The sequence below is a fragment of the Streptomyces durmitorensis genome, assembly GCF_023498005.1.
GTDB classification, from domain to species: domain Bacteria; phylum Actinomycetota; class Actinomycetes; order Streptomycetales; family Streptomycetaceae; genus Streptomyces; species Streptomyces durmitorensis.
In genome coordinates this window covers 4,808,077-4,829,376 of the sequence record NZ_CP097289.1, presented here as the reverse complement: position 1 = coordinate 4,829,376, position 21,300 = coordinate 4,808,077, and the positions used below count along the sequence as shown (strand labels likewise).

Annotated in this window: 19 protein-coding genes and 2 tRNA genes; 13 read left to right on the top strand and 8 right to left on the bottom strand. The window is 68.1% G+C overall.

The features are described from left to right. Window positions 1-90: 90 nt before the first annotated feature. From M4V62_RS21625 to rpmH, 5 genes are read right to left on the bottom strand one after another with little or no spacing between them, the layout of a single operon-like run. Window positions 91-612: a Jag family protein gene (locus M4V62_RS21625; protein WP_135332061.1), complete on the bottom strand. Its 522-nt coding sequence runs from the start codon at window positions 610-612 to the stop codon at window positions 91-93. Between the two features lie 14 nt (window positions 613-626). Continuing rightward, entirely contained in the window at window positions 627-1,925 is a 1,299-nt protein-coding gene (yidC, locus tag M4V62_RS21620; RefSeq protein ID WP_249588897.1) for a membrane protein insertase YidC, read from the bottom strand. Window positions 1,926-1,928: 3 nt separating this feature from the next. Continuing rightward, complete coding sequence (yidD, locus tag M4V62_RS21615; RefSeq protein ID WP_249588896.1) at window positions 1,929-2,288, bottom strand: membrane protein insertion efficiency factor YidD; 360 nt, start codon at window positions 2,286-2,288, stop codon at window positions 1,929-1,931. Next, window positions 2,285-2,656: a ribonuclease P protein component gene (gene rnpA / locus M4V62_RS21610; RefSeq protein WP_249588895.1), complete on the bottom strand. Its 372-nt coding sequence runs from the start codon at window positions 2,654-2,656 to the stop codon at window positions 2,285-2,287. The genes yidD and rnpA overlap by 4 nt, the downstream gene beginning before the upstream one ends. Window positions 2,657-2,676: 20 nt before the next feature. Then, complete coding sequence (rpmH, locus tag M4V62_RS21605; protein ID WP_006381191.1) at window positions 2,677-2,814, bottom strand: 50S ribosomal protein L34; 138 nt, start codon at window positions 2,812-2,814, stop codon at window positions 2,677-2,679. A gap of 367 nt (window positions 2,815-3,181) precedes the next feature. Here rpmH and dnaA point away from each other — a divergent pair, with 367 nt between their 5' ends. The 10 genes from dnaA (at window position 3,182) to M4V62_RS21555 (ending at window position 16,364) form a co-directional block, all read left to right on the top strand. Next, window positions 3,182-5,062, top strand: a complete 1,881-nt coding sequence (gene dnaA / locus M4V62_RS21600; RefSeq protein WP_283779102.1) for a chromosomal replication initiator protein DnaA — start codon at window positions 3,182-3,184, stop codon at window positions 5,060-5,062. 838 nt (window positions 5,063-5,900) lie between these two features. Continuing rightward, a complete protein-coding gene (gene dnaN / locus M4V62_RS21595; protein ID WP_249588894.1) occupies window positions 5,901-7,031 on the top strand; it encodes a DNA polymerase III subunit beta in 1,131 nt (376 codons plus the stop codon). An 89-nt stretch (window positions 7,032-7,120) separates the two neighbouring features. Beyond that, window positions 7,121-8,005, top strand: coding sequence for a phosphogluconate dehydrogenase (NAD(+)-dependent, decarboxylating) (gene gnd, locus M4V62_RS21590; protein WP_249588893.1), 885 nt, complete (start codon window positions 7,121-7,123; stop codon window positions 8,003-8,005). An 80-nt stretch (window positions 8,006-8,085) separates the two neighbouring features. Next, window positions 8,086-9,207, top strand: a complete 1,122-nt coding sequence (recF, locus tag M4V62_RS21585) for a DNA replication/repair protein RecF (RefSeq protein WP_249588892.1) — start codon at window positions 8,086-8,088, stop codon at window positions 9,205-9,207. Window positions 9,208-9,256: 49 nt separating this feature from the next. Beyond that, window positions 9,257-9,829, top strand: a complete 573-nt coding sequence (locus M4V62_RS21580; RefSeq protein WP_249588891.1) for a DciA family protein — start codon at window positions 9,257-9,259, stop codon at window positions 9,827-9,829. Window positions 9,830-10,094: 265 nt separating this feature from the next. Then, a complete protein-coding gene (gene gyrB / locus M4V62_RS21575) occupies window positions 10,095-12,164 on the top strand; it encodes a DNA topoisomerase (ATP-hydrolyzing) subunit B (RefSeq protein WP_283779101.1) in 2,070 nt (689 codons plus the stop codon). Window positions 12,165-12,206: 42 nt separating this feature from the next. Next, window positions 12,207-14,810 carry a DNA gyrase subunit A gene (gene gyrA / locus M4V62_RS21570; protein WP_249588890.1) on the top strand — a complete coding sequence of 868 codons (2,604 nt, stop codon included), beginning with the start codon at window positions 12,207-12,209 and terminating at the stop codon, window positions 14,808-14,810. Window positions 14,811-14,828: 18 nt separating this feature from the next. After that, entirely contained in the window at window positions 14,829-15,572 is a 744-nt protein-coding gene (locus tag M4V62_RS21565; protein ID WP_249588889.1) for a DUF3566 domain-containing protein, read from the top strand. A 107-nt stretch (window positions 15,573-15,679) separates the two neighbouring features. Beyond that, window positions 15,680-15,756: transfer RNA gene (locus M4V62_RS21560), tRNA-Ile, on the top strand. A 62-nt stretch (window positions 15,757-15,818) separates the two neighbouring features. After that, the gene (locus M4V62_RS21555; RefSeq protein ID WP_249588888.1) at window positions 15,819-16,364 is read left to right on the top strand and encodes a 2'-5' RNA ligase family protein; all 546 of its coding nucleotides are present in this window, start codon (window positions 15,819-15,821) and stop codon (window positions 16,362-16,364) included. 102 nt (window positions 16,365-16,466) lie between these two features. Here the strand turns inward: M4V62_RS21555 and M4V62_RS21550 are convergent, their stop codons facing one another. Continuing rightward, the gene (locus M4V62_RS21550) at window positions 16,467-16,796 is read right to left on the bottom strand and encodes a DUF6344 domain-containing protein (RefSeq protein WP_249588887.1); all 330 of its coding nucleotides are present in this window, start codon (window positions 16,794-16,796) and stop codon (window positions 16,467-16,469) included. 336 nt (window positions 16,797-17,132) lie between these two features. Here M4V62_RS21550 and M4V62_RS21545 point away from each other — a divergent pair, with 336 nt between their 5' ends. Beyond that, a complete protein-coding gene (locus M4V62_RS21545) occupies window positions 17,133-17,261 on the top strand; it encodes a DLW-39 family protein (RefSeq protein ID WP_003999697.1) in 129 nt (42 codons plus the stop codon). Window positions 17,262-17,472: 211 nt separating this feature from the next. Beyond that, window positions 17,473-18,843, top strand: coding sequence for a hypothetical protein (locus tag M4V62_RS21540; RefSeq protein WP_249588886.1), 1,371 nt, complete (start codon window positions 17,473-17,475; stop codon window positions 18,841-18,843). Window positions 18,844-18,892: 49 nt separating this feature from the next. Here M4V62_RS21540 and M4V62_RS21535 read toward each other — a convergent pair whose 3' ends face one another. Both M4V62_RS21535 and M4V62_RS21530 read right to left on the bottom strand, forming a co-directional pair. Continuing rightward, window positions 18,893-20,347: a serine/threonine-protein kinase gene (locus M4V62_RS21535; protein ID WP_249588885.1), complete on the bottom strand. Its 1,455-nt coding sequence runs from the start codon at window positions 20,345-20,347 to the stop codon at window positions 18,893-18,895. 49 nt (window positions 20,348-20,396) lie between these two features. Then, a complete protein-coding gene (locus tag M4V62_RS21530) occupies window positions 20,397-20,945 on the bottom strand; it encodes a helix-turn-helix domain-containing protein (RefSeq protein ID WP_160506124.1) in 549 nt (182 codons plus the stop codon). Between the two features lie 183 nt (window positions 20,946-21,128). Between M4V62_RS21530 and M4V62_RS21525 the strand changes: the two genes are divergently transcribed. Beyond that, window positions 21,129-21,201 (top strand) — tRNA-Ala (locus M4V62_RS21525). The last annotated feature ends 99 nt before the right edge of the window (window positions 21,202-21,300 follow it).

Genomic DNA, 21,300 nt, shown 5'->3' with positions numbered 1-21,300 from the left:
TCCTTCCGTACCGCACTGGGGTGGCTGACTATCAGGCTGAAAAGACCGGCCCCGCCTGTGAACAGACGGGGCCGGGAAAACGACGTGCGATCAGGCGGGAAGCACAACGACGAAGCGCTGCGGCTCCTCGCCCTCCGACTCGCTGCGCAGACCGGCGGCCTTGACCGCATCATGCACGACCTTGCGCTCGAAGGGCGTCATCGGCTTGAGGTTGACCGGCTCACCGGAGCTCTTCACCTCGGCCGCGGCCTTGGCACCCAGCTCGGAGAGCTCCTCGCGCTTCTTGGCGCGGTAGCCCGCGATGTCCAGCATCAGGCGGCTGCGGTCACCGGTCTCACGGTGCACCGCGAGGCGCGTCAGCTCCTGGAGCGCCTCCAGGACCTCACCGTCACGGCCGACGAGCTTCTGCAGATCGCGGCTGTTCGAGTCGCTGATGATCGAGACAGCGGCGCGGTCGGCCTCGACGTCCATGTCGATGTCGCCGTCGAGATCGGCGATGTCCAGCAGACCCTCGAGGTAGTCCGCCGCGATCTCGCCCTCCTGCTCAAGGCGGGTAAGAGTGTCGCCGGCCTCGACCTCGGCCTCGGCGGGGGCGGTGGTGCCTTCCGTCACGGGATGGACTCCTTCTACTTCTTCGTCGGGTGCTTGGGGCGCTGCTGGCCCTTGCGCTGCCCGGACTTGGCTTGGCTGCGTGCGTTCCCTGACCCGGTCTTGCCGCCCGCGGCCTTGCCCTTGGGAGCGGCGTCCTCAGGCTCGTCCGGAGTCTTCTCCAGCGACGTCTTCGCATCCGAAGGCGTCTCCGTGTCGCTCTCCGCCTTGCCGTGTGCGGCGGCGGACTGGCGCTGCGACTTGCTCTGACGCTTGGGCTGCTGCCGCTTCGGGGCACCGCCACCGGCGGCCGGAGTGCCGTCCTCGGTCTCCGTGGCGACGGCGGACTCGCTCGGCGCGACGGAACCGTCGGCCTGGGCCACCAGGCCTTCCTTGCTCAGACCGTTGATGAACTTGCGCTCGAACTCGTTGCGGTCACGGCCCTTGGCGACGATCGCCTTGATGACGTTCGTGTTGCCACGGCCCCGCACCTTCTTGGTGTGCGTGAGCTGCTTCTGCAGGCGCTCGAGGAACGCGGCCTGGGCCTTGGAGCCCGGAGTCGGGTTCCGGCGGATCACGAACATCTGCTGGCCCATGGTCCACACGTTGGTGGTCAGCCAGTAGACGAGAACACCGACGGGGAAGTTGATGCCGAACACGGCGAACATGATCGGGAACACGTACATCAGCATCTTCTGCTGCTGCATGAACGGCGTCTTGACCGTCGTGTCCACGTTCTTCGTCATCAGCTGGCGCTGTGTGTAGAACTGAGAGAACGACATCAGGACGATCATGATCGCGGTCACGACGCGGACGTCGGTCAGCGAGGCGTGGAGCGCCGCGACCTTTTCCTCGCTGTCCATGAACTTCGCGGCCAGCGGGGCGCCGAAGATGTGCGCCTTCTGCGCGCTCTCGAGCAGCGGCTTGTCGATGACGCCGATGGTGTCGTTCGACGCGATGCCGGAGAGCACGTGGTACAGGGCGAAGAAGAACGGCGACTGCGCCAGGATGGGAAGGCACGAGGAGAGCGGGTTGGTGCCCGACTCCTTGTACAGCTTCATCATCTCTTCGGACTGACGCTGCTTGTCGCTCTTGTAGCGTTCCTGGATCTTCTTCATCTCGGGCTGCAGCGTCTGCATCGCCCGGGTCGCCTTGATCTGCTTCACGAAGAGCGGGATCAGGCAGATACGGATCAGGATCACCAGGGACACGATGGACAAGCCCCAGGCCCAGCCCGTGTCAGGGCCGAAGATCGCCCCGTACAGAGAGTGGAACTGGACGATGACCCAGGAAACGGGTGTCGTGATGAAGCTGAACAGACTGGCAATCGTGTCCACTAATCAGGCTCCTTGAGCATGGGACGGGGTCTCGGCGGCCGGGCTCGGGTTATCCGGGGAGGTCTCTCCGGACGGCACGCCAGCGGCGGAGGGCCCGCCCTTGCGTTCCTGCCACGTGGCACGCAGCATCTCGTGCCAGCGCGGGCGCTTGCGCGGCGGGACATGGTCGACACCACCGAGCGACCACGGATTGCACCGCAGGATGCGCCAGGCCGTAAGCGCCGTTCCCTTGATGGCACCGTGCCGGTCGATGGCCAGGTAGCCGTAGCGGGAGCACGACGGGTAGTACTTGCACACCGGACCAAGCAGAGGACTGATCGTCCACTGATACAGCTTGATCAGAGCCAGCAGTGGGTACTTCATCGAGCGCCCCCTCCCAGCAGCCGCTGAAGAGCGGCGTCCAGGTCTTGGGCCAGCTGTGCATGGGCGGCGTCACCCGCACCGGGCAACGCTCGTACGACTACCAGGCTACCGGGGGGCAGCTGGGCCACCCGGTCACGCATCAGATGGCGAAGCCTGCGCTTCACCTTGTTGCGTACGACAGCTCCGCCAACGGCCTTGCTCACGACGAAACCCGCACGCGTCTGGGGAACGCTCTCCCCAGGCGCGTGCGGGTCCGTTGCACCGCTACGTAGATGGACGACGAGAAGCGGGCGTCCGGCCCGTCGTCCTCGGCGTACCGCGGTCGCGAAGTCTTCGCGCCGCCTCAGCCGATGCTCGGTAGGCAGCACGACGTCATGACCTAATGCGATTAAGCGGAAAGGCTGGCGCGACCCTTGCCACGACGGTTCGCGAGAATCGCGCGGCCGGCGCGGGTGCGCATCCGCAGGCGGAAGCCGTGGGTCTTGGCGCGGCGACGGTTGTTCGGCTGGAAGGTGCGCTTGCTCACTCGGGGGCTCCAGAAATGATTGTGTGGTGGCGGGACATCGCCTGGCTGTCACCGTGCGCCCACGAGAAGCTCGCGAATACGCACCGAGTGCACCGCTTCACAATCACAGATCGTGATCTTTGCCCATCGGAGGCAGGCGGCAGCAGCCATCGACAACTCGACCTGGTCACGGTACGCGGGGCTACGCCATCCGGTCAAACCGACCGTCAGGGAGAGACACTGTGCACAGCCTGTGGACAACAACTTGAACCGCAGCCGTTGCCCTGACTACCTTGGCCAAACTCCGATTCATTCCCTTCTCCCTCCCCATCCCGATTTCCGTCCCAAGAACCACACCTTCGTGGGACCCCGTGAGAGAGCGTGCCTTGTGGCTGACGTACCTGCCGATCTTGCCGCAGTGTGGCCACGAGTTCTGGAGCAGCTGCTGGGTGAGGGGCGGGGGCACGGGATCGACGCGAAGGACGAGCGCTGGATCAAACGCTGTCAGCCGTTGGCGCTGGTGGCCGACACCGCGCTCCTCGCCGTCCCGAACGAGTTCGCCAAGGGCGTGCTCGAGGGACGGCTCGCCCCCATCGTCAGTGAGTCGCTGAGCCGCGAGTGCGGTCGCCCGATCCGTATCGCCATCACGGTGGACGACTCGGTCGGCGACCCCATGGACCGGCCCACTCCGCCGGCGCCGCCCCTCCAGCAGCAGCCCGGCCAGCAACAGCAGCAGCGCTACGACGAGCCCGAGCAGCACCCCGGCCCCGGTCAGGGACATGACTCGTACGACGGTTACGGCCGCCGCACCTCGGACGAGCACTCCTCGGGCCGCGGGCCCGACCAGCTGCCGACCGCCCGCCCCGCGTACCCCGACTACCAGCGCCCCGGTCCCGGCGCCTGGCCGCAGCAGCAGCCCCAGCAGCAGGACGACTACGGCTGGCAGCAGCCGCGGCTCGGCTTCCCCGAGCGGGATCCGTACGCGAGCCCCCAGCAGCCCCAGCACGACTACCGTTCGCAGCCGCCGCAGGGCCGCTCCCCGTATGAACAGCACCGCCAGGACCGGCAGGACCAGCAGGACCGCCACGACCGGCGTGAGCGGCACGAGCAGTCGCCCGGTTCCGGAGGCCATGACCCCCGGGGCGGCGGCCACGGCAACGGCCACGGCGTCCACGGCCACGGCGCCCCCGGCCCGCTGGCCGCACAGCCGGCCCCCGCGTCGGCGCCCGGCGAGCCCACCGCGCGCCTGAACCCGAAGTACCTCTTCGACACCTTCGTGATCGGCGCCTCGAACCGGTTCGCGCACGCGGCGGCCGTCGCCGTCGCCGAGGCGCCCGCCAAGGCGTACAACCCCCTCTTCATCTACGGAGAGTCCGGGCTCGGCAAAACGCATCTTCTGCACGCGATCGGGCACTACGCCCGCAGCCTCTATCCCGGCACGCGCGTGCGCTACGTGAGCTCCGAGGAGTTCACGAACGAGTTCATCAACTCCATCCGCGACGGCAAGGGCGACACCTTCCGCAAGCGGTACCGCGAGATGGACATCCTGCTCGTCGACGACATCCAGTTCCTGGCGAGCAAGGAGTCGACGCAGGAGGAGTTCTTCCACACCTTCAACACGCTCCACAACGCGAACAAGCAGATCGTTCTCTCCAGTGACCGGCCGCCCAAGCAGCTGGTGACGCTGGAGGACCGGCTGCGCAACCGCTTCGAGTGGGGGCTGATCACCGACGTCCAGCCGCCGGAGCTCGAGACGCGTATCGCCATCCTTCGTAAGAAGGCGGTGCAGGAGCAGCTCAACGCCCCGCCGGAGGTCCTGGAGTTCATCGCGTCCCGCATCTCACGCAACATCCGTGAGCTCGAGGGCGCGCTGATCCGGGTCACGGCCTTCGCCTCGCTCAATCGGCAGCCGGTGGACCTGGGCCTGACGGAGATCGTCCTCAAGGACCTGATCCCGGGCGGCGAGGACGCCTCTCCGGAGATCACGGCTCCGGCCATCATGGCCGCGACGGCGGACTACTTCGGACTTACGGTGGACGACCTCTGCGGATCCTCGCGCAGCCGCGTCCTTGTGACGGCCCGCCAGATCGCGATGTACCTCTGCCGTGAGCTGACGGACCTCTCGCTGCCCAAGATCGGCGCGCAGTTCGGCGGCCGCGACCACACGACCGTCATGCATGCGGACCGCAAGATCCGCGCGCTGATGGCTGAGCGGCGCTCGATCTACAACCAGGTCACCGAGCTCACCAACCGCATCAAGAACGGCTGACACACGCGCTGACACACGCGCTGAGAAGCTCTCGAAGGGCGCCCCGGGACAACTTCCGGGGCGCCCTTTGCCGTTGTGCACGCGCGCGTGGACCCCGTCTGCACCCCTCCACACCCCTCCACTGTTCGATTTCCCCAGCTGAGAGGCCTGTTCTCCACAGATCTGGGCTCTTTTTTCCTTCCACACCCTGGGGACCGGGAAGTTGTCCAGATGATGTCCACAGGGGACCCTGCTGAAGGATCATCAATCCAGGTCAGGTGGTTGTGGATTCGTGGACGACGGCCCTCCACAGGCTGTGGATGAAAATCTCGTCCACAGGGTGTGCACGAACTTGTCCACCGGCAACCCACAGGCTCGAGTCGGTTGTCCCCAGCTTTCCCCAGCTTCTCCACACGGCTGTCCACTGTTCGGCAACGCAACGCGCCCCGTCACCGTGCCGAGTGAAAGGCGTCACACCAACGTGGTCGGTTGGCCTGTGGGGAAGGTGGGTAAAGCTGGGGACAGCGCTGGGGAGAAGTACCCCTTGCCTGTGCACCGGGTGTGCAGAACTTTCCCCCGTCCACAGAAACCACCGGTTGTCCACCGCCTCCGCCCACAGGCTCGGTGGACAAAAAACCGGCACTGACCTGCGAAAACACGGTTATCCACGGTTTCCACAGGCCCTACTACTACTCCCACTTAGAGTCACCGGGGAATTCGCTTGGAAGGGGGGCCTGTGCACAACTCGCTCTCCGGACCTCCGACGCCGCTCGTCACGACTTGACCCCGACGGGCACCCACTGTCAGTGCTGTGCGTCAGACTGGTCCCCAGTGCCAGCAACAGCAGGAGGGCGGCTAAGTGAAGATCCGGGTGGAACGCGACGTACTCGCAGAGGCGGTGGCGTGGGCGGCGCGCAGTCTCCCGGCCCGGCCTCCGGCACCTGTCCTGGCGGGCCTGCTGCTGAAGGCCGAGGAAGGCGCACTGAGCCTGTCGAGCTTCGACTACGAGGTCTCGGCGCGTGTCTCCGTCGACGCGGAGATCGACGACGAGGGCACGGTCCTCGTCTCCGGTCGCCTGCTCGCCGACATCTGCCGCGCCCTTCCCAACCGTCCGGTGGAGATCTCCACAGACGGTGTGCGGGCCACGGTGGTCTGCGGCTCCTCGCGATTCACACTCCACACACTTCCTGTGGAGGAGTACCCCGCGCTGCCGCAGATGCCCACCGCGACCGGCACGGTCCCCGGTGAGGTCTTCGCTTCGGCTGCCGCCCAGGTGGCCATCGCCGCGGGCCGCGACGACACGCTGCCCGTCCTGACCGGCGTACGCATCGAGATCGAGGGCGACACGGTCACCCTCGCCTCCACCGACCGCTACCGCTTCGCGGTCCGCGAGTTCCTGTGGAAGCCGGAGAACCCCGAGGCCTCCGCGGTCGCCCTGGTCCCCGCCAAGACGCTCCTGGACACCGCCAAGGCGCTCACGAGCGGCGACACGGTCACCCTGGCGCTGTCCGGCTCCGGTGCCGGTGAGGGCCTGATCGGCTTCGAGGGCGCCGGCCGGCGTACGACCACGCGTCTCCTCGAGGGCGACCTGCCGAAGTACAAGACGCTCTTCCCCACGGAGTTCAACTCGATCGCGGTCATCGAGACCGCCCCGTTCGTCGAGGCCGTGAAGCGCGTCGCCCTGGTGGCCGAGCGGAACACTCCGGTGCGGCTCAGCTTCGAGCAGGGCGTGCTGATCCTGGAGGCCGGCTCCAGCGACGACGCACAGGCTGTGGAAAGGGTCGACGCCCAGCTCGACGGCGACGACGTCTCGATCGCCTTCAACCCGACGTTCCTGCTCGACGGCCTGAGCGCGATCGACTCCCCGGTCGCCCAGCTGTCGTTCACGACGTCGACGAAGCCCGCGCTCCTGAGCGGCAAGCCCGCCCTGGATGCCGAGGCCGACGAGGCGTACAAGTACCTGATCATGCCTGTACGTCTGAGCGGCTGAGCCCACAGGTGTGAGCGTGCGTCCGGGCGTAGGCTCGGACGCGGGTACGAAGGTGCCTCCACGCCACATCGCTACTTAAGGAACCACTGATGGAGCTCGGTCTCGTCGGCCTCGGCAAGATGGGCGGCAACATGCGCGAGCGCATCCGCCGCGCAGGCCACACCGTCATCGGATACGACCGCAACCCGGACGTCGCGGACGTCCACAGCCTCGAAGAGCTTGTGGGCAAGCTCAAGGGTCCGCGTGTCGTATGGGTGATGGTTCCGGCCGGAGCCGCGACGCAGTCCACCGTCGACGAGCTCGCCGAGCTGCTCCAGCCCGGCGACGTCGTCGTGGACGGCGGAAACTCCCGCTGGACGGACGACGAGAAGCACGCCGAGGAGCTCGCGGCCAAGGGCATCGGCTTCGTCGACTGCGGCGTCTCCGGCGGCGTCTGGGGCCTGAAGAACGGCTACGCGCTGATGTACGGCGGTGACGCCGAGAACATCGCGAAGGTCCAGCCGATCTTCGACGCCCTCAAGCCCGAGGGCGACTTCGGTTCCGTGCACGCAGGCAAGGTCGGCGCGGGCCACTTCTCGAAGATGGTTCACAACGGCATCGAGTACGCCATGATGCAGGCCTACGCCGAGGGCTGGGAGCTCCTGGAGAAGGTCGACTCCGTCACGGACGTGCGCGAGGTCTTCCGCTCCTGGCAGGAGGGCACGGTCATCCGTTCCTGGCTGCTCGACCTCGCGGTCAACGCCCTGGACGACGACGAGCACCTGGCGAAGCTGCGCGGCTTCGCGCAGGACTCCGGAGAGGGCCGCTGGACGGTCGAAGCCGCCATCGACAACGCCGTGCCGCTGCCCGCGATCACGGCCTCGCTCTTCGCCCGCTTCGCCTCGCGGCAGGACGACTCCCCGCAGATGAAGATGATCGCGGCGCTGCGCAACCAGTTCGGCGGTCACGCGGTCGAGTCCAAGAGCGAGCACTGATCCACAGCCTGTGCGCAATCCAAGTGGTTACGCACAGGCCGCTCAGCAAGTGAAGTAGCCGGGGGAGGTCGGCGCACACCATGCACGTCACGCATCTGTCGCTGGCCGACTTCCGCTCGTACGCCCGGGTCGAGGTCCCTCTCGATCCGGGCGTCACCGCGTTCGTGGGCCCCAACGGCCAGGGCAAGACGAACCTCGTGGAGGCCGTCGGCTATCTCGCCACGCTCGGCAGCCACCGGGTCTCCTCGGACGCCCCGCTGGTGCGCATGGGCGCCGAGCGCGCCGTCGTCCGGGCCGCGGTCCGGCAGGGCGAGCGCCAGCAGCTGATCGAGCTCGAGCTCAATCCGGGCAAGGCCAATCGCGCCCGTATCAACAGGTCCTCGCAGGTCAGGCCCCGTGATGTGCTCGGCATCGTACGCACGGTGCTTTTCGCGCCCGAGGATCTAGCGCTGATCAAGGGTGACCCCGGTGAGCGCCGGCGCTTCCTCGACGAGCTGATCACGGCGCGCTCCCCGCGCATGGCGGGCGTGCGGTCCGACTACGACCGCGTGCTGAAGCAGCGCAACACCCTCCTGAAGTCGGCGGCCCTGGCGCGGCGGCACGGCGGGCGTTCCATGGACCTGTCCACGCTCGACGTCTGGGACCAGCACCTCGCGGCCGCGGGCGCCGAACTGCTCGCGCAGCGGCTCGACCTGATCGCCGCGCTGCAGCCGCTCGCCGACAAGGCGTACGAGCAGCTGGCACCCGGCGGCGGGCCCGTCGCGCTGGAGTACAAGCCGTCGGCGCCGGGCGAGGGCCATACGCGCGACGTTCTGTACGAGCAGTTGATCGCCGCCCTCGAAGAGGCGCGCAAGCAGGAGATCGAGCGGGGCGTGACGCTGGTCGGGCCGCACCGCGACGACCTGCTCCTGAAACTGGGCCAGCTCCCCGCGAAGGGGTACGCGAGCCATGGCGAGTCCTGGTCGTACGCCCTGGCGCTGCGGCTGGCCTCGTACGACCTCCTGCGCGCCGAGGGGAACGAACCGGTGCTCGTCCTGGACGACGTGTTCGCGGAGCTCGACGCGCGCCGCAGGGAGCGCCTCGCGGAGCTGGTGGCGCCGGGCGAGCAGGTCCTGGTGACGGCCGCGGTGGACGACGACGTGCCGGGCGTGCTCGCAGGGGCACGGTTCGCGGTGGCGGACGGCGTGGTGGAACGCGTATGACGCGCCGCGGCAGTGAGCGCAGTGAGCGCAGTAAGTACGGGGAACGCGTATGAGCGCCGAAGAGCCCGCCAAGGACACCTCCCAAGGCCCGCAGGACGCTCCCAAGGACACGCCGAGGACGCCCGAGCCCTCCGGCATCGATCTCGCCCGGGTCGCCCTGCGTGCCGCCAAGGAGCAGGCACGCGCGCGTGGCGATGCCGCGCAGCAGAAGAAGCAGGCCCGCAGGGGCGGTCTCCGTTCCGGCGCGCGCGCCGACGGGCGTGACCCGCAGCCGCTCGGCTCCGCGATCAACCGCCTGATCACCGAGCGCGGCTGGGAGACGCCGGCCGCGGTCGGCGGGGTGATGGGCCGCTGGCCGCAGATCGTCGGCGACGACCTGGCCAAGCACTGCGTCCCGCAGAAGTACGACGAGAACGAGCGGACCCTGACCGTGCAGTGCGACTCCACGGCGTGGGCGACGCAGCTGCGTCTCATGGCCCCCCAGCTGGTCGCGCGCCTCAACGAAGACCTGGGCCACGGCACCGTGCGCCTCATCAAGGTCCTTGGTCCCGGCGGCGCCCCGCGCCGCTTCGGACCCTTGCGCGCGCCGGGCAGCACGGGCCCCGGGGACACCTACGGCTGAGCCCGTACCGGGTGGTAGCTGAAGGTTGACACCCCGAAGCGCTGAGTGCCGCTGTGAGCCTCCTAGAGCCCCGGGCCGCATATGGGGAGTCGGGCGACGCCGGTTCAGGACGGCACATGCGGACTCAGGTACCGGCAAACCCCCATCACTGTCGGCGCTACCGGTAGACTGGAAGCTAATCCCGCCCCACTTGTGGGACGCATAGAACAACGCTGACTATCGCTGAACGACGCAGCCGCTCCGGCCACCACCGGAAGCTTGGCTTGTGCTGTGCCAGAAAGGGCGCTTCGTGGCCGATTCCGGCAACCCCAACGAGAACATCCCGTCTACCGTCGCTGGCGAGAACGGCGAGGTCACAGCCTCGTACGACGCCAGCGCGATCACCGTCCTCGAGGGTCTGGACGCGGTTCGCAAGCGACCTGGCATGTACATCGGCTCGACCGGTGAGCGTGGCCTGCACCACCTCGTGCAGGAGGTCGTGGACAACTCCGTCGACGAGGCGCTCGCCGGACACGCGGACACCATCGACGTCACGATCCTCGCCGACGGCGGCGTGCGCGTGATCGACAACGGCCGTGGCATCCCGGTCGACATGCACCCCGTGGAGAAGAAGCCCGCGGTGGAGGTCGTTCTGACCGTCCTGCACGCGGGCGGCAAGTTCGGCGGCGGCGGTTATGCCGTCTCCGGTGGTCTGCACGGCGTCGGCGTGTCCGTCGTGAACGCGCTGTCGACCAAGCTCGCGGTCGAGATCAAGCGCGACGGCTTCCGCTGGACCCAGGACTACAAGCTGGGCGTGCCGACGGCCCCGCTCGCCAAGCACGAGGCGGTCGACGAGTCGGGCACCCAGGTCACCTTCTGGGCCGACCCGGACGTCTTCGAGTCGACCGAGTACTCCTTCGAGACGCTGGCACGGCGCTTCCAGGAGATGGCGTTCCTCAACAAGGGTTTGACCATCAAACTCACTGATGAGCGCGACTCGGCCAAGGCGACGGCGGGTGCGGACTCGGCCGAGGCGACCGATGACGAGGCCGCCGAGGCCCGCACGGTGGCGTACTACTACGAAGGCGGCATCGTCGACTTCGTGAAGTACCTCAACTCCCGTAAGGGAGAGATGATCCACCCGACCGTCATCGACGTCGAGGCCGAGGACAAGGAGCGCATGCTCTCGGCCGAGATCGCCATGCAGTGGAACTCGCAGTACACCGAAGGTGTCTACTCCTTCGCGAACACGATCCACACGCATGAGGGCGGTACGCACGAGGAGGGCTTCAGGGCCGCGCTGACGGGCCTGGTCAACCGGTACGCGCGCGAGAAGAAGCTGCTGCGCGAGAAGGACGACAACCTCACGGGCGAGGACATCCGCGAGGGTCTGACGGCGATCATCTCGGTGAAGCTGGGCGAGCCGCAGTTCGAGGGCCAGACCAAGACCAAGCTGGGCAACACGGAGGCGAAGACCTTCGTGCAGAAGGTCGTGCACGAGCACCTCACGGACTGGTTCGACCGCAATCCGAACGAGGCCGCGGACATCATCCGCAAGGGCATCCAGGCCGCCACGGCCCGTGTCGCCGCCCGCAAGGCGCGCGACCTGACCCGTCGCAAGGGCCTGCTCGAATCGGCCTCCCTGCCCGGCAAGCTGAGCGACTGCCAGTCGAACGACCCGACGAAGTGCGAGATCTTCATCGTCGAGGGTGACTCCGCCGGTGGTTCGGCGAAGTCCGGCCGCAACCCGATGTACCAGGCGATCCTGCCCATCCGAGGCAAGATCCTGAACGTCGAGAAGGCGCGGATCGACAAGATCCTGCAGAACCAGGAAGTCCAGGCCCTGATCTCGGCCTTCGGCACGGGCGTGCACGAGGACTTCGACATCGAGAAGCTCCGCTATCACAAGATCATCTTGATGGCGGACGCCGACGTCGACGGCCAGCACATCAACACCCTGCTCCTGACCTTCCTGTTCCGCTTCATGCGGCCGCTCGTCGAGTCCGGGCACGTCTACCTCTCACGCCCGCCGCTCTACAAGATCAAGTGGAGCCGGGACGACTTCCAGTACGCGTACTCCGACCGCGAGCGCGACGCGCTGGTCGAGCTCGGCCGCCAGGCGGGCAAGCGCATCAGGGACGACTCGGTCCAGCGCTTCAAGGGTCTCGGTGAGATGAACGCCGAGGAACTGCGCATCACGACGATGGACCAGGACCACCGCGTTCTCGGCCAGGTCACCCTGGACGACGCGGCGCAGGCCGACGACCTCTTCTCGGTGCTGATGGGAGAGGACGTCGAGGCACGGCGCTCGTTCATTCAGCGCAATGCCAAGGACGTTCGTTTCCTCGACATCTGAGTCGGCCGTACGAGCCGCACCTCGAAAGGACTTTGACCAGCAATGGCCGACGAGAACACCCCTGTGATGCCCGAAGAGGAGCCCGCCGTTCCCGGCGTGGGCATGCGTGTCGAGCCCGTCGGGCTCGAGACGGAGATGCAGCGCTCGTACCTCGACTACGCGATGTCCGTCATCGTGTCGCGTGCGCTGCCCGACGTGCGGGACGGTCTCAAGCCCGTCCACCGCCGCGTCCTGTACGCGATGTACGACGGCGGATACCGCCCCGAGAAGGGCTTCTACAAGTGCGCCCGCGTCGTCGGCGACGTCATGGGCACCTACCACCCGCACGGCGACTCCTCCATCTACGACGCCCTGGTCCGCCTGGCCCAGCCGTGGTCGATGCGGATGCCCCTGGTGGACTCCAACGGCAACTTCGGCTCTCCGGGCAACGACCCGGCGGCCGCCATGCGGTACACCGAGTGCAAGATGGCGCCGCTGGCCATGGAGATGGTCCGTGACATCGACGAGGAGACCGTCGACTTCACGGACAACTACGACGGCCGCAACCAGGAGCCGACGGTCCTGCCGGCGCGCTTCCCGAACCTGCTGATCAACGGCTCGGCGGGCATCGCGGTCGGCATGGCCACCAACATCCCGCCGCACAACCTCCGCGAGGTCGCGGCGGGCGCGCAGTGGGCGCTGGAGCACCCGGAGGCCTCGCACGAGGAGCTGCTCGACGCCCTCATCGAGCGCATCAAGGGCCCCGATTTCCCCACCGGCGCACTAGTAGTGGGCCGCAAGGGCATCGAGGAGGCGTACCGCACGGGCCGTGGCTCCATCACGATGCGCGCGGTCGTCGCGGTCGAGGAGATCCAGAACCGCCAGTGCCTGGTGGTCACCGAGCTCCCCTACCAGACCAACCCCGACAACCTCGCGCAGAAGATCGCCGACCTGGTCAAGGACGGCAAGGTCGGCGGCATCGCCGACGTCCGCGACGAGACGTCGTCCCGCACGGGCCAGCGCCTCGTCGTCGTCCTGAAGCGGGACGCGGTCGCCAAGGTCGTCCTGAACAACCTCTACAAGCACACCGACCTGCAGTCGAACTTCAGCGCCAACATGCTGGCCCTGGTCGACGGTGTGCCGCGCACCCTCTCCCTGGACGCGTTCATCCGCCACTGGGTGACGCACCAGATCGAGGTCATCGTCCGGCGTACGAAGTACAGGCTGCGCAAGGCCGAGGAGCGGGCCCACATCCTGCGCGGCCTGCTGAAGGCCCTGGACGCGATCGACGAGGTCATCGCACTCATCCGCGCCAGCCAGACGGTCGACGTCGCGCGTGAGGGCCTGATGGGCCTGCTCTCGATCGACGAGATCCAGGCCAACGCGATCCTCGAGATGCAGCTGCGCCGCCTGGCCGCCCTGGAGCGCCAGAAGATCGTCGCCGAGCACGACGAACTGCAGGCGAAGATCAACGAGTACAACGCGATCCTGGCCTCGCCCGAGCGGCAGCGCCAGATCATCAGCGAGGAGCTCGCGGCGATCGTCGACAAGTTCGGCGAGGACCGTCGCTCGGCGCTCGTGCCCTTCGACGGCGACATGTCCATGGAGGACCTGATCGCCGAGGACGACATCGTCGTCACGATCACGCGCGGCGGTTACGTCAAGCGTACGAAGACGGTCGATTACCGCTCGCAGAAGCGCGGCGGCAAGGGCGTCCGCGGCACGAAGCTCAAGGAAGACGACATCGTCGACCACTTCTTCGTGTCGACGACCCACCACTGGCTGCTGTTCTTCACCAACAAGGGCCGGGTCTATCGCGCGAAGGCGTACGAACTTCCCGACGCCGGACGCGATGCCCGCGGCCAGCACGTCGCGAACCTGCTCGCCTTCCAGCCGGACGAGAAGATCGCCGAGATCCTCGCGATCCGTGACTACGAAGCGGTGCCCTACCTGGTGCTCGCCACCAAGGGCGGCCTGGTCAAGAAGACCCCGCTCAAGGATTACGACTCGCCTCGCGCCGGTGGCGTCATCGCCATCAACCTCCGCGAGACGGACGACGGTTCGGACGACGAGCTGATCGGCGCCGAGCTCGTCTCGTCCGAGGACGATCTGCTCCTTATCAGCAAGAAGGCGCAGTCGATCAGGTTCACCGCAACGGACGATGCGCTGCGTCCCATGGGCCGCGCGACATCGGGCGTGAAGGGAATGAGTTTCCGCGGTGGCGACGAACTGCTCTCGATGAATGTCGTCAGGCCGGGTACTTTCGTCTTCACCGCAACCGACGGTGGGTACGCGAAGCGGACCAACGTCGACGAGTACCGCGTCCAGGGTCGTGGTGGCCTCGGCATCAAGGCCGCCAAGATCGTGGAGGACCGCGGCGAACTCGTGGGTGCCCTGGTGACGGAGGAGACCGACGAGATCCTCGCCATCACCCTGGGCGGCGGTGTGATTCGTACGCGAGTCAACGAGGTCAGGGAGACGGGCCGTGACACCATGGGCGTCCAACTGATCAACCTGGGCAAGCGCGATGCCGTGGTCGGTATCGCTCGTAACGCCGAGGCCGGGCGCGAGGCGGAGGAAGTCGACGGCGACATCGTCGTCGACGAGACCGCTGACGGCGAGCCGGCCGTCGGTACGGACGAGGGCACGGAGTCCACGGCCGAGTAGCGCGAGGAGAGAGTCATCGTGAGTGGAGCCACGGGCGCCGGAGCAAGTGGAACCGGCCCAGCCGGTACAGACGGTGTCCGTGGCTCCGCCACTGATTCTCCCGACTCGCATGAGTCTCGTGGATCCCAGGGGGGAACCGTGACCGACACCCGAGGGCCGCAGCCGGCTCAGTCAGCGCAGTACGACGGGTCCTACGCGGCCGGTGCTCAAGGGACCCAGGGGTCCCAGGGAGCACAGGGGTCCCAGGGCGCCTCAGGTGCGCTGCCCGGGGAGCGTCAGCCTCAGCAGGGCCAGCAGGGGGGTCAGATGTACCACCCGCCGCAGGCCTACCAGCAGGAGTCCCAGACGGGTGCCGTGCGCAGGCCGCGGACCGGGGCGCGCACGACGCCTCGTACGCGCAAGGCGCGGCTGCGGGTGGCCAAGGCCGATCCGTGGTCGGTGATGAAGGTCAGCTTCCTGCTCTCCATCGCACTCGGCATCTGCACGATCATCGCGGCCGCCGTGCTGTGGATGGTCATGGACGCCATGGGCGTCTTCTCGACGGTGGGCGGCACGATCTCCGAGGCGACGGGCTCGAACGAGTCCAACGGCTTCGACCTGCAGTCCTTCCTGTCGCTGCCGCGCGTCCTGATGTTCACGACGATCATCGCGGTCATCGACGTGGTCCTCGCCACGGCGCTCGCGACGCTCGGCGCGTTCATCTACAACCTCTCCGCGGGCTTCGTGGGCGGCGTCGAGCTGACGCTGGCCGAGGACGAATAGTCCTGCCGCTGCGCCGGTCCGTCCTCCGCGGAGGTATCGATTTTGGGACTGGCCCGCACGTGCGCTAATCTTCAGAGGTCAGCGCGCGGGACACACCGTAGCGCGGCGGGGCTATAGCTCAGTTGGTTAGAGCGCATCCCTGATAAGGATGAGGCCACAGGTTCAAATCCTGTTAGCCCCACCAGACAAAAGACCCCCAGTCATTCGTGGCTGGGGGTCTTTGGCATCCATGGGTGACATCAGTCGATGAGCAGACTCGCGGGCGGGGCCAGGACGGCACTCGTCGCTCCCGTGCGGGAGGCGGAGGCGGTGGTGGGGCCCTTCCGGCGCGTCCTGGATCACACGGCATCCTGGCCCGTTCCGGCGCACGTCACGGTCCTCTATCCGTTCCTCACGCCTGAGCGCATCACCAAGACGGTGATCGACGGCGTGCGAGCGTGCTTGGCGACGGTGCCTGCCTTCGCCTGCACGTTCTCTCGGGTCGCATGGTTCGGACAGGACGTCATGTGGCTCGCGCCGGAGCCCGATGCCCCGTTCCGTGCGCTCACCGAAGCCGTGGTGCGCCGGTTTCCCGAGTGCCCGCCCTACCGGGGCGCGCATCCAGACCCGACGCCGCACCTGACCGTCGGGAGTGCGCACCTGGCGGATCTGGCCGCCATGCGGCAGGCAGCCGGGGAGTTGGAGGCGAAGGTGCCGATCAGGGCTCGAATCGACCGCGTCCGGTTGATCGCCGGGAATGACGCCCCAGGATCGTGGCGCACGGTGGGTGAGTTCACGTTGCAGACCGCGTAGCCGCGCTCCTGACGCAGAAGACCCCCGAGCCCGTATCGGCTGGGGGTCTTCGTTGTGTCTGTGGGGCCCCTGGGGCCAGGGCCGGGCCGGCCGGGGCCGTGATTACGGTTCTGCGGCGAGCCCGCCCGGATGGGCCTCGGCCTCAACGGCCGTCTCCGTGTCGTCCGTGGGGAGATGGCGGCAGCTGGGGGATGACCCGTGGGCCTCGGCACGGATGCGCTGCTTCATCGTGGGCGGCAAGGACCGTTCGTACGCTGCTGCCCAGTAGGCCGCGAGTGGTGCCGTCATGGTCGGCGCGCTCTTGCACGTTTCCGTGGCCTGCTGTACCGGCGTGGCCGCCGTTGCCGTCGTCGTGAATCCCAGTGTGGCGAAGAGTGCGAGGAAGGCGGTGATGAGCGTGGTCCACAGCTTCATGGCCTTGGTGCCGGTCATGGCGTCTCACTTTCGGGTTGGGCGATTTGCGTACTTTCCTCATGATGTGTATGTGGAGCCGAGAGTGGGGGACCGACGCTCGTGGCGCGTCGATGTTCAGATGAACACCACCCGGATGGCCGTAAAGGGCCCTTGAGGGGCCTGGGAGGGGTCCGGATGAGGTCGAGAGCGGCGAACGTCACGTCGGGCCGTGAGGCGCCAAGGAGTGGCGGAACCCGATTCGACTGCTGTGTTCGGGGCGGTAGTTGGGGTGGATCCAGGTCACCGATCGGTATCGGTCGGTGTGTATAGTCGGGCTTCAGAGGTCCCTTACGTCAAGAAAGACGAGGTCGCGCGGTGAAGAAGCTTCTCCTGGTCGCACTGGCCGCCATCGGCGGACTCCTCGTGTACCGCCAGATCCAGGCGGATCGCGCCGAGCAGGATCTGTGGACGGAGGCGACTGACTCCGTGCCCACGGGTTCGTGAGTACCGACAACAGTCTCTTTACAAGGCCCCGGTCGCTTCTGCGGCCGGGGCCTTGTGCTGTCCGGATCTCTCCGGCCGCCCACCTTTGCTCACGCAAGCCATCGCCTTGCGTGAGCAAAGGTTGTCGCGCCTCCGCGCGGGCATGTGTGGCCGGGACGGCTGGGCACTCGGGGAGGGGTGGCACGTGATGGGGCGGCTGCGCAGAGGCGGGGTGACACGCAGGGGCCGGGTGACGCTGGCGGCGGGAGCGGCGCTGTGCGTGGTGACGACGCTGCCGGGACAGGCCGCGGCGGGCACGCCGAGCCCGTACGTCTTCGCCGACCGCGCTGTGCCGGTCGAGGGCGCGAAGAACAGCATGGGCAGTGCGAGACTCACGCCCGGGGCGACGTACAAGAGCTCCCTCGCACGCGGCGGGAAGCTCTACTACCAGGTGCAGCTCGACGCCAGAGAGACCGTGTACGTCTCGGCCACCGCCGTTCCCGGACTCGACGCCAAGGTCGTCTACGGGGACGGTCTCGAGGTGTCCTTGCAGGACGCGAACGGCAACAACTGCAACTCCGGAGACGCGCGATTCGGTACGGCGCAGAGCCCGCGGCCCATCACCGCCTGGGCGGTACGGGAGGTCGGCCCCGCCGAGAACCGGTGCAAGGTGGCCGGCACGTACTACGTAGTGGTCGAGCGGAACAGCGATCCCGGCTCCAGCACGGAGACCTGGGACACGGAGCTGCGCGTCGTCTCGGAGCCGGGGGTGGCGAAGAGCGTCCCCACGACGCCGCCGGAGTCGTGGAACTCCGCCTCGCCCACGCCTCCCACCGATGCGCGCAAGGAACGCAGGGGCGGCACGGGCTTCAACGACGCACGGGCGCTGCGGCCAGGCGTCTGGGGCGACCGGATCGAGCCCGGCCGGACACTCTTCTACCGCGTGCCGGTCGACTGGGGACAGCAGATCTCCGCCAGTGCCGAGCTGGGCAGCGCGAGCGGGGGCAGGGACGAGTACGTCACGTCGGCGCTCGTCATGTCGCTGTCCAACCCGGTACGCGCGCGCATCGACGACGCCGAGACGGCCTACGACGGCCAGCAGAAGTCGACCACGCTGGAACCGCTGGCCCCCGTTGCGTACGAGAACCGCTACTCCCCGGTCGACGGTGTGGCCGGGACGCGGTTCGCCGGGTGGTACTACCTCTCGGTCCACCTCAATCCGAAGGTCGCCCGGCAGTTCGGCAAGGAGCCGCTGGGTCTGACCCTGCGGGTGAACGTCGACGGGGCCGCGAAGGCGGGGCCCGCGTACGTCGGGACGGCGCGCCCCTCGGACGAGTTCGGCGTCACCGGTCAGGACAAGGACGCCGCGGTGCGCGGCGATACGTCTGCCGGGGGTGAGAGCGGGGGCGGTGGCGGTGAGGGGAGCGGCCATGCGGACGGCATGAGGCTGGTCGCCGCCGGGGGGTTCGGCGCGGGGACCTTGCTGCTGATGGTCCTGGGGGTGTGGACGCTGATCGGGCGGAGGCGTGCGGCGGCTTCGGGGTCGGGGTCGGCTTCGGGGTCCGGGTCGGGGTCGCCGTACGGGCCGCCACCGGCTTGGTAGCCGTAGTGGCTCAGGGCCGGGTCTCAGTGCTGAGTCTCAGGCCTTGGTCTCAGGTCTGGGTCAGCGCCCAGATGCCCACCGCGAAGCACGCCAGCGCGGCCAGCAGCATCGGGATCGCCACCTTCGGGGGCGGTCCCGGTCGTTTCTGCCGGTGGCGCTGCGGAACTGGTCGGCTTTGGAGTGGAACCTGCGGGGCGTGAGCGGTGTATGGATAAGTAGGGGCGGCTACGTGATGCGCTGACGGTGTCACGGACTGTGAGGGTTCGTGGGGTGCGAGGGGCATGGGGGCCTGGGCTTGGGCCGGTGTCGGGGCCGGGACCTGTACGGGGGCTGGTACCGGCACAGCTCCCGGTACGGGCACCTGAGCCGACGCCGTCTGGATCGGCACCTGTTGGGGGGAGGGGACATGCGGGGACTGAGCGGGAAGCGGGGGCGGCGTGGCCTGCTGCACCGGCTGACCCGACGGCGGCGTGGCCTGCGGCGGCGTGGCCTGCGGTGGCTGGGCCTGCGGTGGCTGGGCCAGGGGGAAGCTCCCCGTCTGCGGCGCGGAGAGCGGCGGGGGCGGAACGGAGGGCGGCGGAACCGGAACAGAGGGGGGAGCGAAGTCCGGCGGTGGTGGGGTCGTGAGGGGCCCGTCGGGGCCGAACCCTCGCGGGAGCGGGCCCAGTTGGTCGAAGATCTCGACGATCTCGTCGTCGGGCCCCGGCTCGGGCAGCAGCTCGGCGGCCGAGTTCAACGCCTTGCGCGCGCCCGTGGCGGTGCGGAACCGCGCGAGCGGGTCCGGCTGGAGAAGCGTGGCGACGACCTGCCACAGCGGCTCCGGCACGCCCTTCGGCGCCCCAGGAGTGCCGTGCGCGGCGAAGTGCTCGATCAGGGCCTTGGCGTCCGGCTTGGCGCCCTGCAGCAGATAGAGGGCCACCAGGCCGACGGCGAAGAGGTCGGCGGTGAAGTCCGGCTCGGCACCCATCATTTGCTCCGGCGCGAAGTAACCGGGCGTCCCCACCACATAGTTGGTCTCGGTCAGCCGCGGCTCGCCCATCCGCATCGAGATGCCGAAGTCGGAGAGCCGCAGATGCGGACGCGCGGTGCCGGTGGCCTCCAGCAGGATGTTGGCGGGCTTGATGTCACGGTGCACGACCCCCTCGGCATGCACCGCCGCGAGACCGGAGAGCAGCTGGTCCAGGAGCGTGCAGACCAGGCGGGGCGGCAGCGCGCCGTAGTCACCGATCACATGGGCCAGCGAGCCGCCGGCGACCAGGGCCATGGTGAAAAGGACCTTGTCGTCGTCGGCGGCCCAGCTGGCGGGCGCGAGCACATGGGGGTGGTCGATCCGGAGCGCCTGCTCCCGCACGAAGCGCAACAGCGCGTGCGCGTCGCTCTGTTGCAGGACCTTGGCGGCCACATAGCGGCGCCGCCGGTGGTCCCAGGCGCGCCAGACCGCTCCGACTCCCCCGCGTCCGACCGGGTCGACCAGTTCGTAGCGGCCGGCGAAGACCTCACCCATGGTCGCGCATTGCTCCCCCTCCGGGCCGCCCGGTGGCCCGGCCGACGGCTCAGTTCTGGTGCGCCTCGTAGTGGGCGACCGCGTCCGCGGTGCGTCCGGCGCCGTATACCCGGAGGAACTCTGCCAGTTCCGGGTGGGTCGGTGCGAGGGAGTCCGCGGCATCGATGATGTCGCCCGCCGCGGCGACGGAGCGCAGCAGTGACTGGATCTCGCGCACCACACGCTTCACTGTGGGCGCACCCGAACTCGTCGTCGACTGCGAGGTGTTGGTCAGGACGGAGCCGCCCTGGGACTTCTTGATCTCGTCCATGCGGTCGGTGGCCTCGGCGGCGCTCACGCTGCCGTCGGCGACCTGGCCCGCCAGCTCCTGGAGGAGCTGGACGCGCTGGACGACCGCGGGGTTGCCGATCTTGGCGCGCTGCCCGCTCATCAGCTGGGACAGCATGGGCGCGGACAGACCGAGGACGCCGGCGAGGCGTGCCTGGTTGAGGCCCAGATCATCGATGAGACGGCGGAAGAGCGCCCCCAGCGGCTCCCCGTACCAGTTCCGCTGGAGCTCTCGTGCTCTCGCGGTCGTCTCTTGCTGTGCGGCGTCCATTGCGTCTCCCCATCGCTTCCCCAAAAAACCGTGGTTCGCTGCCGCGAACCACGCCGAGCATCTTACGGAGCGTGGTCGTTCACCGGGACCCCCAATCCTTTTGCGAGATCTGGGGGGTGACCCGGTACTCTGGTCTGCGTTGCCCACCGGAGCGGGATTCTTCCGGCTGGGTGCGCCGTTTTCGGGGCCTTAGCTCAGTTGGTAGAGCGCTGCCTTTGCAAGGCAGATGTCAGGAGTTCGAATCTCCTAGGCTCCACGCGATAAATGCCCTCTGACCTGCGGAAACGCAGTTTCAGGGGGCGTTTTTTGTGCCCATCAGTGGGCACATCGGTGCCCACCGGCCCTGGGGGAGCCC